At 66.6% G+C, this 14,795-nt stretch carries 5 protein-coding genes and 2 pseudogenes; 3 read left to right on the top strand and 4 right to left on the bottom strand.

The genetic code is table 11. The annotated features are described in order from the left end of the window. Positions 1-713: pseudogene (locus H7965_RS25550) on the bottom strand (glycogen debranching protein GlgX); the annotation flags it as partial. 179 nt (positions 714-892) lie between these two features. On the opposite strand from H7965_RS25550, the gene treZ reads away from it, so the two are divergent. After that, the gene (gene treZ / locus H7965_RS25555; protein ID WP_315898711.1) at positions 893-6,430 is read left to right on the top strand and encodes a malto-oligosyltrehalose trehalohydrolase; all 5,538 of its coding nucleotides are present in this window, start codon (positions 893-895) and stop codon (positions 6,428-6,430) included. Further along, positions 6,423-9,236, top strand: a complete 2,814-nt coding sequence (gene treY / locus H7965_RS25560; RefSeq protein ID WP_186773381.1) for a malto-oligosyltrehalose synthase — start codon at positions 6,423-6,425, stop codon at positions 9,234-9,236. Before treZ ends, treY begins: the two co-directional genes overlap by 8 nt. Before the next feature lie 54 nt (positions 9,237-9,290). Here the strand turns inward: treY and H7965_RS32055 are convergent, their stop codons facing one another. Beyond that, positions 9,291-9,899, bottom strand: coding sequence for a DDE-type integrase/transposase/recombinase (locus tag H7965_RS32055; RefSeq protein ID WP_186773382.1), 609 nt, complete (start codon positions 9,897-9,899; stop codon positions 9,291-9,293). A 150-nt stretch (positions 9,900-10,049) separates the two neighbouring features. Here H7965_RS32055 and H7965_RS25570 point away from each other — a divergent pair. Beyond that, a pseudogene (locus H7965_RS25570) lies at positions 10,050-10,761 on the top strand (IS6 family transposase). Between the two features lie 907 nt (positions 10,762-11,668). Here the strand turns inward: H7965_RS25570 and H7965_RS25575 are convergent. Further along, complete coding sequence (locus H7965_RS25575; RefSeq protein ID WP_186773383.1) at positions 11,669-11,830, bottom strand: hypothetical protein; 162 nt, start codon at positions 11,828-11,830, stop codon at positions 11,669-11,671. A 533-nt stretch (positions 11,831-12,363) separates the two neighbouring features. Beyond that, positions 12,364-13,857, bottom strand: coding sequence for an AMP nucleosidase (locus H7965_RS25580; RefSeq protein ID WP_390624613.1), 1,494 nt, complete (start codon positions 13,855-13,857; stop codon positions 12,364-12,366). Between the last annotated feature and the right edge of the window lie 938 nt (positions 13,858-14,795).

Genomic DNA, 14,795 nt, shown 5'->3' on the forward strand with positions numbered 1-14,795 from the left:
GTCAGCCCCCGCTCCAGCAGGAAGTTGTCGTTGATGAAGGTGTGGATCGGCAGCAGTTCGACCGAAGTGATGCCGAGTGTGCGCAGGTAGTCCACCACCTCGGGTGAAGCGAGGCCGGCATAGGTGCCCCGCATCTCCTCCGGCAGGGAGGGATGCAGCTTGGTGAAGCCCTTCACATGCGTCTCGTAAAATACCGTGCGATCCCAAGGCACGCCCGGACTGCGCTCGCGCCCCCAGGTGAAGGCAGGGTCTATGACCCGGCATTTCGGCATCAAGGGAGCGCTATCGCGCTCGTCGAAGGTCAGGTCGTCCTCGGTTTCGAGCGTGTAGCCGAAGACCTCCGGCCCCCAGGTCAGGTCGCCGACGATGGCGCGGGCATAGGGGTCGAGCAGCAGTTTGTTGGGGTTGAAGCGGTGGCCGGCCTCGGGCTCGTAGGGCCCGTGCACGCGGTAGGCATAGATCGTCCCCGGCCGCGCATCCGGCAGGTAGCCGTGCCAGACCTCGTCCGTGTATTCGGGCAACTCCAGCCGTTCCAGTTCCGTCTCCCCCGCATCGTCGAACAGACAGAGCTCGACCTTGGTCGCATTGGCCGAGAACAGGGCGAAGTTGACGCCAAGCCCGTCCCAGGTCGCGCCTAGCGGGAACGGCAGCCCCTCCCGCACCCGTGACCGCCGCATCACCTGCGGCGCTGCTGTCTCGACCCGCGCGTCCATCCTGGTAACCCTTCCTGATCAGCCGCAGCAGAACAGGGGCAAGCCGCGCCCGTTTCCGACCAGGGATCTTTTTCTCCTGAGCGCTGGGACGACTGGCAAGGATTATTCCTGCCGCCGTTTCGGAACGTCAGGGGCGGATTGCTGTTTGGCCGGCTCCGCACCAGCCCCGCAGGTCCATTGTGCCATCCTCTTCCGGCCGATTTCCCGAGAACGATATCACTCCGTCAGATTCGGCCGCAGCCTGGCCCACAGGGTTGGAGGCGGCGGCCCTGGCCGCCCTGCCGGACTTCCTGCTGAAGCAGCGTTGGTACCCCGCAAAAGATGGGGGCCGGCCAACGGTCACGCTCGCGGCGCTACTGCCCTTCCCGGTGCCGGGCATGCCGGCAGCAATCGCTGCCTGGCAGGTCACGCCGCCCGGGCAAGCGCCGCTGCATCTCTTCGTACCCCTCGCGCTGGTTCGAGCCGAAACGGCCAACGCCGCGCAGGTAATCTGCGCACCCCCGTCCAAGGAGAGAGAAGAGGCCGAAGAGCTGCGACTGGTCGAGGCCTTCTCAGTGGACGCCTTTGTCCGTGCCTGGATGGAGATCCTGCTGCGCCACGAAGCGGCCTCCACCACCGGGCAGCTCCGCACCGGGCGGATGGAGCAGCTTGCGCGCGCTGGGCTCGAACCTGGCGGGGACTGGGCCGTTCGCCGGGGCAGCACCGAGCAGTCGAACACCTCCATCCGCATCGGCGAGGGCGCGATCCTGAAGGTGATCAGGAAGCTGGAGGAAGGCGTCCACCCGGAGCTCGAGGTCGGCCGCTTTCTTACCGGTGAGGCCGGCTTCGCCGCGACCCCGGCAATGCTCGGGTGGACCGAACTGGACGGCGCAACCGGCGCCGGCGCCGTTACTCTCTCCGTCCTGCAGGCTTTCGTGCCCAACGAAGGGGATGGCTGGTCCTGGGTGCTTGATAGGCTGGCACGGCCCGAGAGCTATGGAGAAGCCACGGCATGGTTGCACCGGCTTGGCCGACGGACGGCGGAGATGCACCGTGCTTTCGCCACCGACACGGCCGACCCGGCGTTCCGGCCGGAGCCGGTGGCCTCCGCGGACCGGGGAGCCTGGGTCGGCGCGGCCGAGGCGATGGCACGTCGCGCGCTGGACGGGCTCGCGGCGGCGCAGGACCGGCTGGGGCCGGAGGCGCGCAGCCTGGCTGAGGAGTTACTGGCCTGTGGCGACGCCCTGTTCCAGCGGCTACGGACGGCGCTCGCCGAGGCACCGGACTTCGCCAAGACACGGCACCACGGCGACTACCACCTTGGCCAGGTACTGGTCACGGATGGTGACGCGGTGATTGTTGACTTCGAAGGCGAGCCGATGCGGCCTCTCGAGGAACGACGCACCAAGCATGCGGCACTGCGTGACATCGCCGGTATGCTCCGGTCACTGGCCTATGCCGCCGCGGCAGCAGCACGCACGCTGCCGGAGCACGAGCGGGGCGCGGCACAGGGGCGTCTCTCGGTCTGGGAAGCCGAGGCCTCGCGCGCCTACCTCGACGCCTACCTGGAAGCGACGTGCGGCGGCGTCTTTCTCCCGTCGGACCGCGCCGCGGCCGAGCGCGTGCTGCGTTTCTTCATGCTGGAAAAGGCGCTCTACGAGGTGGTCTACGAGCTGGCGAACCGGCCGGATTGGGTCGCCATCCCACTGCGCGGCGTACTCGCCCTACTGGATGCAGAGGCCGGAGGCACGGTGCAGCGCGCGCACCGGATGCCTTTCGGCGCCGAGATTCTGTCGGACGGGCGGGTGCGCTTTCGGCTTTGGGCGCCGTCGCACAAGAAAATCGGCCTGGAGCTGGATGGTGCGGAGCCGGCACCGATGCAGTCCGCCGATGAGGGCTGGCATGAGCTGGTAACGGACCGGGCGCGCCCCGGCACACGCTATCGCTTCGTCCTGCCGGACGGCCTGCGCGTGCCGGACCCGGCCTCCCGTCACCAGCCCGAGGATGTACATGGGTCGAGCGAGGTGATCGACCCCGCCGCACATGCCTGGCGTGACGCCGCTTGGCGCGGCCGTCCGTGGGAGGAGGCGGTCATCTATGAGCTGCACATCGGCGCGTTCACGCCCGAGGGCACCTTCCGCACCGCCATCGGCAAGCTCGACCACCTCGTCTCACTGGGCGTCACGGCCATCCAGATCATGCCGGTCGCAGATTTTTCAGGTCGGTGGAACTGGGGCTACGACGGCGTGCTGCCCTACGCGCCCGATGCTAGCTACGGCCGCCCCGAGGACCTGAAAGCCCTGGTGGACGCAGCGCACGAGCGCGGTCTGATGGTCATGCTCGACGTGGTCTATAACCACTTCGGGCCGGAGGGGAACTACCTCCATGCCACCGCCTGCGAGACCTTCACCGACCGGCACAAGACGCCTTGGGGCGCCGCCATCAACATGGACGGGCCCGACAGTGGTCCCGTCCGCGCGTACTTCATCCACAACGCCCTCTACTGGATTGAGGAGTTCCACCTCGACGGGCTGCGGCTGGATGCAGTGCACGCCATCCTGGACGACAGCCCAAAGCACCTGCTGGAGGAGTTGGCCGAGCGCGTGCGCGCCGCGGCGCCGGATCGCCCCATCCACTTGGTACTGGAAAACGAGGAGAACCAGGCGAGCCGGCTGGTGCGCGGCGAGGACGGCCAGCCCCGCTGGTACACGGCACAGTGGAACGACGACGTTCACCACGTGCTGCACGTGGCGGCGAGCGGCGAAGCCAAGGCTTATTACGCCGACTACCACGGCGACACGGACAAGCTTGGCCGCGCCCTGGCGGAGGGCTTCGCCTTTCAGGGCGAGCAGATGCCCTATCGAGGCCATGCGCGGGGGGAGCCGAGCGCAGCACTGCCACCTACCGCTTTCGTCGCCTTCATCCAGAACCATGACCAGGTCGGCAACCGCGCCTTCGGCGACCGCCTGCCCCACTTCGCCCCGGCCGAGGCGGTGCGTGCGGTGGCCGCCACTTACCTGCTGCTGCCGCAGGTGCCGATGCTGTTCATGGGCGAGGAATGGACGGCGGCGCAGCCCTTCCCCTTCTTCGCCGATTTCGGGCCGGAGCTGGCCGAGGCAGTGCGCAAGGGCCGGCGTGAGGAGTTCGCGCGCTTCCCTGAGTTCCAGGACCCGGCGACGCGCGAGCGCATCCCCGACCCGACGGCCGAGGCGACATTCGTCTCCGCCAAACTGCGTTGGGAAGACGCCACGCAGCCGAACCACGCCACTTGGCTCGACTGGTATCGCAATGCCATCGCCGCTCGCCACGCTGAAATCGTACCGCACCTAGCTGGCATTCGGAGCGGTGGGCGCTACGAGGTGATCGGAGAGGGCGCAGTAATGGTGCGCTGGTCGCTCGGCGGGGATGGCACACTCACGCTCGCGGCCAACCTGTCCGGTGCACGGGTGGAGGGCTTCCCCGCCGCGGCGGGCCGGGTGATCTGGCGAGAGGGCGAGCCGGGCGAAGGGGGCGAGTTCGGCCCCTGGTCCGTGCGCTGGACCATCGAGGAGGGTTCGAGCAGCGGCGTACTGGACGAGCTTGCCGAGCGCATGGGGATAGAGCCCGAATTCCGCAACGCGCGCGGCGACATGGTGCGCACCTCTCCGGAGACGAAGCGCAGCCTGCTCGCCGCCATGGGCGTCGAGGCAGCGGACGAGGAGGCAGCGCGCGCGGCGCTTGAGGCGTTGGATGAGGCTGAGTGGACGCGCCCCTTGCCGCCGATCGCGGTGCTGCGCGCCGGGGCCGAACCTCTCGCCGTCAAGCTCACTCTGCCGGCCGGCACCGGTGAGCTTGCCTGGCGCCTCGCGTTGGAGGAGGGCGGCAAGATGACCGGCCGGGCAGATTTCTCCAGCCTGACTTTGCTGGCCAAGCGCGAGGTCGAGGGCAGCAGGCTGGAGTGCCGCCGCTTGGTGCTGGAGGGCGACGTCCCGCTGGGCTATCACCAATTGACCCTCAATCCCGGCGGCGCGGCGACCACCCTGGTCGTCTCTCCCGGGCGCTGCTGGTTGCCGGATGCGATTACGGAGGGGCGGCGGCTCTGGGGTATCGCGGCGCAGCTCTACCTGCTGCGCTCGGCAACCGATTGGGGCATCGGCGACTTCGGCGACCTGCGCAGCCTGGTGGAGCTGGCCGCCCCCCGCGGCGCCGATGTGATCGGCCTCAACCCGCTGCACGCCATGTTCACCGACAACCCGGAGCACGCCAGCCCCTACTCACCAGCCAGCCGGCTGCTGCTGAATATCCTGAACATCGACGTCACGGCCGTGCCGGAGCTGCTGGATTGCTCGGACACCCGGGAGCTGATCGCCTCCGACGAGTTCCGCGCCGAGCTTGAGGCCTGCCGCGCCAAGCCGCTGGTGGACTACGCCAAAGTCACGGCCATCAAGCTCTCGGTGCTAGAGACACTGTTCGACAACTGCCGCACCGCTACCGATCAGACGCGCTGGCAGGCTTTCGAGGCGTTTCGGCGCGAGCGGGGTGAGGTGCTGGAGCGAAACTGTCTCTTCCTGGCATTGCGCGAGCATTTCGCCGGGCGTGACCTGGCCCATGCGGACTGGCATGCCTGGCTAGAAGAGTACCGCGACCCTCACTCACCCGCCGTGGCAGCCTTTGCGAAGGAGAACCGTCGCCGCCTCGACTTCCTGATCTGGCAGCAGTGGGTTGCCGATCAACAACTCTGCAAAGCGGCGGCGGCTGCTGCGGAGCGCGGAATGGCGGTCGGTCTCTACCGCGACTTGGCCGTCGGCGCCGACCGCGCTGGGGCGGAGACCTGGGCGGATGCGGCTGCGGTTGTCTCCGGCGCGCAGGTCGGGGCACCGCCTGACATCTACAACCCGGCCGGTCAGGACTGGGGCCTGCCGCCCTTTCACCCCCGTGCTCTGCGCGAGGAAGGCTACCGCAGCTTCATCGAGCTGGTCCGCGCCAATATGCGCCACGCTGGCGGTCTGCGGATCGACCACGTCATGGGGCTTCAGCACCTTTACTGGGTGCCGCAAGGGCAGACGCCGGCGACCGGCGCCTATGTCGCCTATCCAATGGAGGACATGGTCGGCATCCTCGCGCTTGAGAGCCATCGGCAGCACTGCTTGGTGGTTGGCGAGGATCTCGGCACCGTGCCGGAAGGCTTCCGGGAGCGCATGGCGGAGGCGAATATCCTCTCCTACCGGGTGCTCTTCTTCGAGCAAGAGGGCGACACGGGCGCCTTCCTGCCGCCGGAAGTCTATCCAAACCTGGCACTCGCGGTCCTTGGCAGCCACGACCTTCCGACCCTGCGTGGTTGGTGGGAGGGGCGCGACATCGACCTGAGGGAGCGCCTGAACCTCTACCCGGAGCCGGAGGAAGCAGGACGCCAACGCGAGGCACGGCAGCGCGACAAGGCGCAACTCCTGACCGCTCTACGGCAACAGGAGCTCCTGCCGGAGAATGAGGAACCCGACATCCCGCACCTTTCGCGTGCGGCGCATACCTTCCTGGCCCGTAGTCCCTCCGTCCTCGCCATGGCCCAGATCGACGACCTGACCGATGAGGCCGATCCGGTGAACGTGCCGGCCACCTCGGACGAGCATCCAAACTGGCGTCGCCGGCTCTCGATGACGCTGGAGGAGCTCGCCTCCCGCCCGCGCTTCATCGACATCGCCGAGATTTTCCGCGCCGAGCGCGGTGCCACCCATCCTGAAGGACCCATCGACAATGCCTGAGACCGGTCCGCCGCCGATCCCCCGCGCCACCTACCGTCCGCAGTTCCACGCGGGCTTCGGCTTCCGGGACGCGGCGGCGCTGGCGCCCTACCTCGCGCGCCTCGGCGTCAGTCATGTCTATGCCTCGCCCTACCTGAAGGCGCGACCGGGCTCCTCCCATGGCTACGACATCGTGGACCACGGCGTGCTGAACCCCGAGCTGGGCAGCGAGGCGGAGTTCCGCGCCATGTCCGCGGTGTTCAAGGAGAATGGCCTGGGCCAGGTACTCGACTTCGTGCCGAACCACATGGGCGTCGGTGGTGCCGACAATCCCTGGTGGCTCGACGTGCTGGAATGGGGACCGGACAGCGACTATGCGGGCTGGTTTGACATCGACTGGGATCCGGACCGGCGCTACCTCTACAACAAGCTGCTGGTGCCCTTCCTCGGTGACCAGTACGGCGCGGTGCTGGAGGCCGGCCAGCTCGAACTCCGCTTTGAGCCGGAGATGGGCGGCTTCGCCGTCTGGGCCTATGGCACGCACAAGCTGCCGATCTGCCCCCTGCACTACGAGCGCGTGCTGGGCGACGCGCATCCGGAGCTTGAGCAGCTAGGCGATGCCTTTTCTGGTCTGCCCAATTGGCGCCCGCGCGTCGCCGCGCGCGCCCGCGACCTACAGGCTGAGCTCGCGGCACTGACGCGCGAGCGTGCGGATGTGCGGGAGGCGGTGGACGCGGCAGTCAGGCGGCTGAACGGCCAACCCGGCAAGTTCGAGACTTGGCGGGCGCTGGACGCCCTGATCCAAGACCAGCACTGGCGCGCCGCACATTTCCGCGTTGCTGCTGATGACATCAACTACCGGCGCTTCTTCAACATCAACGAGCTGGCCGGCTTACGGATGGAGCTGCCGGAGCTCTTCGATCATGCCCATCGCTTCGTCTTTTCCCTGCTGGAGGACGGCACGTTGGAGGGGCTCAGGATCGACCACATTGACGGGCTGCTGGACCCCAAAGGCTATTTGGAGCGCTTGCGGGAAGCAGCACCGCGTCCCTTCTACCTGGTCGTCGAGAAGATCCTATCACGTCATGAGTTCTTACGCGACGACTGGCCGGTGGAAGGCACGACAGGCTACGAGTTCGCCAACCTCGTGCTTGGCCTGCTGGTAGACCCGGCCGGCGAGGAAGGCTTCACCCGGACCTACGCGGAGTTTATCCGCGGCGGCGAGCCCTTTGCGGAGACCGTGCGCGACTGCAAGCTGCGCATCATGCTGAACGAGATGGCGAGCGAGCTGAATGTGCTTGCCCGCGATGCGGCCCGCGTAGCGCGGCAAAACCCACGCACCGCCGACTTCACCCGCAACATTCTCCAACGGGCGCTGAAGGAGATCGTCACCTGCTTCCCGGTCTACCGCACCTATGTGGACGGCACCGTGTCACCGACCGAGGCGGATCGGCGTGACATCGACTGGGCCATCGCCCAGGCGCGGCGGAACGAGACGGACCTCGACCCGAGCGTCTTCGACTTTCTGCACCGGCTGCTGACCACCGACATGGTCGCGGAACCACGCAGCGGCTTCAGCCGGCACAGCGTGGTGCGCTTTGCGATGCGGGTGCAACAGTACAGCGGCCCGGTGATGGCCAAAGGGCTTGAGGATACCGCCTTCTACCGCTACAACCGCTTCGTCGCGCTCAACGAAGTGGGCGGGCACCCCGACCACTTTGGCGTGCCATTGCCTGCCTTCCACAAGGCGAACGCACAGCGTGCTGCGCGATGGCCGCACGCCATGCTCGGCACTTCCACCCATGACACCAAACGTGGCGAGGACACCCGAGCTCGGCTCGCCGTGCTATCGGAGATGCCGGAGGAATGGGCGCAGCAGGTGCAGACTTGGAGCCGCATCCTGCGCGCCCGCCGCGGTGACGTGGAAGGCACCGCGCCGCCCGACCGCAACGACGAGTACCTGTTTTACCAGCTACTGCTCGGCGCCTGGCCGGCGGAGCTGACCGGCACCGGGATGCCCGAGCCAGAGGCCCTGCGCGGTTTCGCCGAGCGCATGGAAGGCGCCATGGTGAAATCGATGCGCGAGGCCAAGCGCCACACCACCTGGGCCGCGCCAAACACCGCCTACGAGGAAGGGATGCTGAGCTTCGTCCGGGAGGCGCTCGCCCCCTCCCGCTCTGGCACTTTCCTCGACGCCTTCCTGCCCTTCCAGGAACGCGTTGCGCGCCTCGGCTTCCGTAACAGCCTGGTGCAAACAGCCCTTAAGCTAACCCTGCCCGGCATGCCCGACATCTACCAAGGCACCGAGCTCTGGGACCTCAGCTTGGTGGATCCCGACAACCGCCGACCGGTGGACTACGACCTGCGCCGCCGGGTGCTGGAGGAGGTTTCCGCGGCTCTAGCGCGCGATCGCGCCGAGACTACGGCCACGATGCTCGAGGAATGGCATGACGGCCGCCTCAAGTTGGCTCTGACCGCCACCCTGCTCGCCCATCGCCGTGAGCATCCGACGCTCTACGCCGAGAGCACCTACGAACCGGTCGCCGTGTCGGGGCCGAAAGCCGATCACCTGTGCACCTTCACCCGCAGGCATGGTGAGGACGCCTTGCTGGTCGTCGCGGCACGCTTCCCGGCACGCCTTGAGGCAAATTCCGGCTGGAGCAACACAACGCTCGCCTGGCCGCAGGGGGCTGCCGGCGTGACGCACTGGCGCGATCTGCTATCCGGCCGGGTGGTGGAGAGCAGGGGCGAAGTCGCCGGTGTCGGTGCACTGGTCGGAGAGCAGCCGGTCGCGGTGCTGGCGCCGGACAGTAGAGGGCGGGCGTGATCTCGCTTTGGTCCACAGCATGAGGCGGGAGCGCTCGACGTAGAGTGGAGGGACTCACACGCTACGGTACGTCCCCCAGAACGAAACGCAACTATTGTCAGCCGGCCATATGGTGTTGAATATCGATCTGGCAGACCGAGGCATAGCCGATGCACGACGAGCACCACATCCGCCAGCGCGGGCATTGTCACGTTGTTTGATGGCAAGACGAGGTTGATCGCAGGGCGGAGCTTGCGCGACCTCACGCCGCCATCTGGCACACGTCCCCTGCTGCCAAATCCGGAAGGCCTTGTCGCGCGAACGACGGTATTGGTTAGCGGTCATCAGGTGCCGACGTGGATGGAAGTGGCCATAGATCATCGCGTGTGCTGAGAGGAACCGCTGGGCCTGTTCTGGTGACTTGAACCGCTGCATCTGGCGTTCTCGACGTCGCGTCGGTCTGTGGGAGTTTTCAGCACGATTGTTCAGGTAGCGGCTGGTCCGATGCCGCACACCGGGCAGGACCTCGCGCTGTGCGACACCGTAGCTGCCGAGCCCATCCGTGACGAGCTTGCGGGGCTTGTACTTGAGGCCCACCAGCAGGCGTTTGAAGAAGCGTTTGGCGGCCGTGGCGTTGCGGCGTTCCTGGACCAAGATGTCGAGCACGACACCGTGCTGGTCCACCGCGCGCCAGAGATAGAAGAGCTCGCCGTCAACTCCCGCTCAACCTGACGGTGCCGACCGGACGTTGGAGCGCATCCACCATGCGCTCTACAGGCATTGCCAACTTGGCAGTCTCTAGTTGGAACGAAGTGGCTGGGGCATGGTGGCAGGATGACGTCCGAGCCCGCCACCTATCCTGGATTCCGCTTCCCGGCCGAGGTCATCAGCCATGCGGTCTGGCTGTACCATGTCTTCGGCCTGAACCTGCGCGACGTGGAACTGCTCTTGGCCGAACGGGGCATCACGGTCCCCCACGAGAGCATACGGCAGTGGTGCCTCAAGTTCGGCGCCGATTTCGCTCGCAAGCTCCGCAGGCGCCGGCCGAAGCCGGGCGACACTTGGCACCTCGATGAGGTGTTCCTGAAAATCAATGGCGAGCTCCATTATCTCTGGCGCGCGGTGGACCAGCACGGCGTTGCCCTCGATATCCTGGTCCAAGATCGCCGGAACGCCACGGCAGCCAAGCGCTTCTTCAAACGCCTGCTCGCTGAGCTGAAGTACAAGCCAAAGCGCCTCGTCACCGATGGCCTGCGCAGCTACGGCGTGGCACACCGCGATATCCTGCCCGAGGTGAAGCACCGAACCAGTCGCTACCTGAACAACCGTGCCGAGAACTCGCACCGACCGACGCGGCGCCAAGAGCGGCAGATGCAGCGGTTCAAGTCGCCGGGGCAGGCGCAGCGCTTCCTGTCATCCCCACGCAATGATCTATGGCCACTTCCGTCCGCGGCGGCATCTGATGACCGCCGCTGAGTACCGCGATGCCCGCGCCAAGGCATTCCGGATCTGGCGGCAGGAGACGTGCGTCCAGAGGACCGCGTAAGCTTGTTGGGTTTCGTACCGCGCGCTCAAACGCGTCCACCACCCCAACAACCTGACAATGCCCTCGCAGCAACTCCAACAACCAGCGCGGGTCCGCCAGCCCATCTTCGACGGCGAGCGATCCGATCCGCCAACGGGTGGAGACCGCCGTGTGCGCAGCAGAGGTCCTGTCAGGCTGCAGCAGCAGGCCGAGGGCTCCGCCCGTCTCCGCGGCCAGCTGCAGGCGGCGCGTTGCCGTCAGGTCCAGCGGGCCATCACCGGCCAGGACCGCGCCGGTCACCGCCGGACAGCGCAGCGCCTCCTCCATCGCCCAGAGCGCATCCGGCCAGTGCCTAGCCCTGACGAGGACGAGGTCGGCCGGGTCCAGGCCGAACTGCGCAAGCCCGGGTGGCCAGGCCAGCAGCCCATCCCGGCCGGTGGCGATCCAGAGGACCGTGCCGCCCGTGCGGGCCAGCAGGAGGGCGCAGAAGGCGGCGCCACAACCGGGCGAGGTCGCCAGCACCTCATGCACCGTGGCGCGGGCGAGCCCGCCGCCGGGCAGCGGTAGCCCCGCACAGACCGGGATTGCGCTTGGTGCGTGCAATGCCCGACCCGCACCGTCCAAACGCGCCACACGGGACCGCAGGGCCGCCAGGACGGCGGCATGGTCGAATGAGGTGTCGGGTCTGGATGGCGGCATTGGTCCTGCACCGCTTGGCCGTTGCACCCCACCTAGCAGGCTGCTGAAATTCGCCGCGTTCAACAGCCCTACGAAAGAATATAATCAGGCGGAATGCCGATGCGAAATTTGCGCCCGTTTGCCGCAACTGTAGGCGAATAATCTTTCACGCCGGGCGCACGGAAATCGAATTTCAGCAGCCTGCTAGTTGGCCAGGGGGGTGTGCCCTTTCGTGTCGACAGCTGGCAGCCTATCCGGCGCTGTGCGGCGGCCGGGGCGGACGCTTCAGGACCACGAAGTTGGCCCGCTCCAGCTGCAGCACCAGCTGCTCCGCCAGCAGGGTGGCGGCCATTTCCCAGGCCATGCCGCGGCGGGGACGGCCCCGCTCGTCGAAGCGCAGCCCGTAGGCCAATGCCGATGCAACCTCCGCCGGCTCAGCCGGGGATAGCGGGATCGTGGCGACCGGTGCGGCAGCGGCGGGCTCGGGAGGCTCTGGATCGGATGGGCGCATGCGGGCAGGGTGGGAGACGATCAAGAACGAATCAAGAACTAAATTGCTGCGCATAGCCCTTTGTCGGCCTGGATCCCGCAGTTGGTGGCGTTCAGCCGGGCGCGTAGATCTTCGGACGGGGTTCTCGCCATGCAAGCTGGCCTCCGTGCCCAGCAGGCACGGTGAATCAGATCTCGCGCCGGGTGGGAATCCGCTCTAGGCACGGCGCTGCGAGGCAAGGCAAGGGTGAGGGGCCGCCATTGGGCGCCTCCTCCGCTACTGAGACCCCATGCTGGGTAGGCACGGCGCCCGAGCAATGACCTTTGCCCAGCAGATTATCGCTGTCCGGATCCACATATACGCTGGTCTCTAACGGATCCCGCTGGAGATGCTTCAATCTTCCAGACTGGATGATTGCAAATGATGTTAGCCGAACAGGCGAGCTGTGCTGCGAATCAGCGAAACGGCGGCTCGTCGAAGCTTCTGAGCTTGCGCGAGTGCAGTCCACCAAGTTGACTGCGTAGAATGTCGAAAGCGGCGAGGCCGATGTCGAGGTGTTCGCTCACTGCCCTCTGATAGAAAGCCGTTGCCATGCCCGGCAGCTTGATTTCACCATGCAGCGGCTTGTCCGAAACGCACAGGAGAGTGCCATACGGCACGCGCAGCCGGTAACCCTGCGCCGCCAGTGTGCCACTCTCCATATCCACGGCCACGGCACGGGCCAGGTTGATACGCCGCCGCTCCTTGCTCCACCTCAGCTCCCAGTTCCGGTCGTCGTAGGTCACCACAGTGCCGGTCCGGAGGCGCCGCTTCAGTTCGTCGCCTTGCTCGCCGGTGACCTTCGCCGCCGCATCTTGCAGCGCCACCTGCACCTCGGCGAGCGCCGGAACCGGAACCTCGAGCGGGACCAGGTCATCGAGGATGCGGTCGCGCCGCAAGTAGCCGTGCGCCAGCACGTAGTCACCGATCTGCTGTGTCGCTCGCAGGCCGCCACAGTGGCCGACCATGATCCAGCAGTTCGGGCGCAGGACGGCCAAATGGTCGGTCACAGTTTTAGCGTTTGAAGGGCCGACGCCGATGTTAACGATAGTGGTCCCACCCTGCCCGTCTTCTCGGATCAGGTGGTAGGCAGGCATCTGAAAGCGCTGCCAGGGCACCGCGGCAACCAGCGCAACAGCGGCCTCGACAGAGATCTCGTTACGGCGGATTAGCCCACCGCCAGGCAGCGCCATGGCCACGTAGGGGCTGTCCGGCGTCGCCAGTTCGGTGAGACCCCGCTGAACAAACTGATCAACGTAGCGCTGATAGTTGGTGAGAAGGATCCATGGCTGGACGTGCCGCCAGTCAGTTCCAGTGTAGTGAACGATGCGACGGAGTGAGTAGTCCACCCGCACCGCATCAAACAGCGCCAGTGGCCGAGGCTGACCTGGCTTGAACTCCCAAAGGCCGTCCGCTACCTCGTCACCGACCTCCGACAACAAGGGCGTCGGAAAGTGGCGTGCAAGCTCCGCTGCCCCGGCCCGCCCGGCACTCAACTCCTCGCCCGACTGCATTGCGTATGGGTATGGAATTTCCTGCCGGCTCTGACCAACCGAGAGTGTTGCCCCGTACTCCGAGACCAGCGGGGTCAGTTGCTCGATCAAGTAGGATCTGAAGGCGCCAGGGTGGGTGACGGTTGTCGCGTAGACTCCCGGCTCCTGCAGCTTCGCCCAGGCGCGGCGGTTGCGCGGCATGGGCCCGCTGCCCGGCACCCAGTCCACGCGCAGCTCGGGGTAGCAGAACTGCGCCCGCTCCTCCGTCGTCGGCGGCGGTCCGCCATCAGCGAAGCGAGCCAACATCGTTCGCAATATAGTAATCGCAGCGGCGTGGATCTCCTCCAAGCTGGTCACCGCTTGCTCTGGCGTTAGGAAACCGTGGGTGCCTGTGCGCATAGTGACGATCTCAATCACGTCCAACGGGATGATGTCCAGCCGGCTAGCACCGCTCCCATTTACGTCACATGGCCAAAAGATCGTCTGCTATTGAGAGGGCTCGGGTGATCTTGAACTGTGCTGAAATCTGGGCGGATGCCCGACCTTTGTCCACGGCGTCGAAACTTTCAACTGCACCCAAGCCGTCTCTATAAAACACCCGCTCGGCATCGTTCGGCCTGAAGCCGCGCCGGACGATGCCAACCACCAATCATTCGCAATAATAGTCGACCCCGCAGACCGGGAAAGGCGGCGGGCCTCTTGGCCGCGGACTACGGCAGTAAGGCCGTTAACGCCTCTTCCGCGGTCCAGAGGCTGTCCACTCCGGAGGCGGTGACAACCACCAGGCTCTCCGGCCGCAGCCCAAAGCGTGCAGCGCCGATTGGCCAAATGGACGGCTCCGGTTCGATCCAGAAGGTGGTCTGCGGCTGCCTCCCGGCGCAGGCCCGGGCGGCAGCATCGCAGCAAAGCCGAAGGCCGATCCACTGTGGCCATTCCAGTACAGCGCAGCGGGGATACCAGCGCCGCTCGTCGAGCGGATGTCCTCTCTCACGAAGCAGGCGCCGCAGGATCCCGGGCTGCGCCGATTCTTTGAGGAGAACGGCGCGACCACATAGTGGACGACGTCCCAGGAGCTAGCTGATTTCCGCACCGCGCAGCAGAGGCTCTTCGCGGAGGTAATCCGTGCCACCGGCGCGAAGGTGCAGTAGACCCGCTCCCAGTGAAAGAGGTCGCAGGCAAGTCTGGCCCCAGCCCGCCCGGCTAGGGTTGAACTGCAGGACAATCTGCAGGCTAGGAGCGCGTCCCGGTAACCGCATTTCGGACTGACCGCCGCTGGGGCGGAGCGGTATTCCTCGCCGGCGCGCCCGCCGTGCATCAGGCAGCGGCTGCCCTGGCGAGCTTGGTGAGGTTATGGG

Origin of the sequence: Siccirubricoccus deserti (assembly GCF_014283215.1) — a bacterium.
Taxonomy (GTDB): Bacteria; Pseudomonadota; Alphaproteobacteria; order Acetobacterales; family Acetobacteraceae; genus Siccirubricoccus; species Siccirubricoccus deserti.

What these genes read in the sequence shown, in the direction of transcription:
- treY (WP_186773381.1), top strand. Translation starts at nt 6,423, where the DNA reads ATGCCTGAGACCGGTCCGCCGCCGATCCCCCGCGCCACCTACCGTCCG.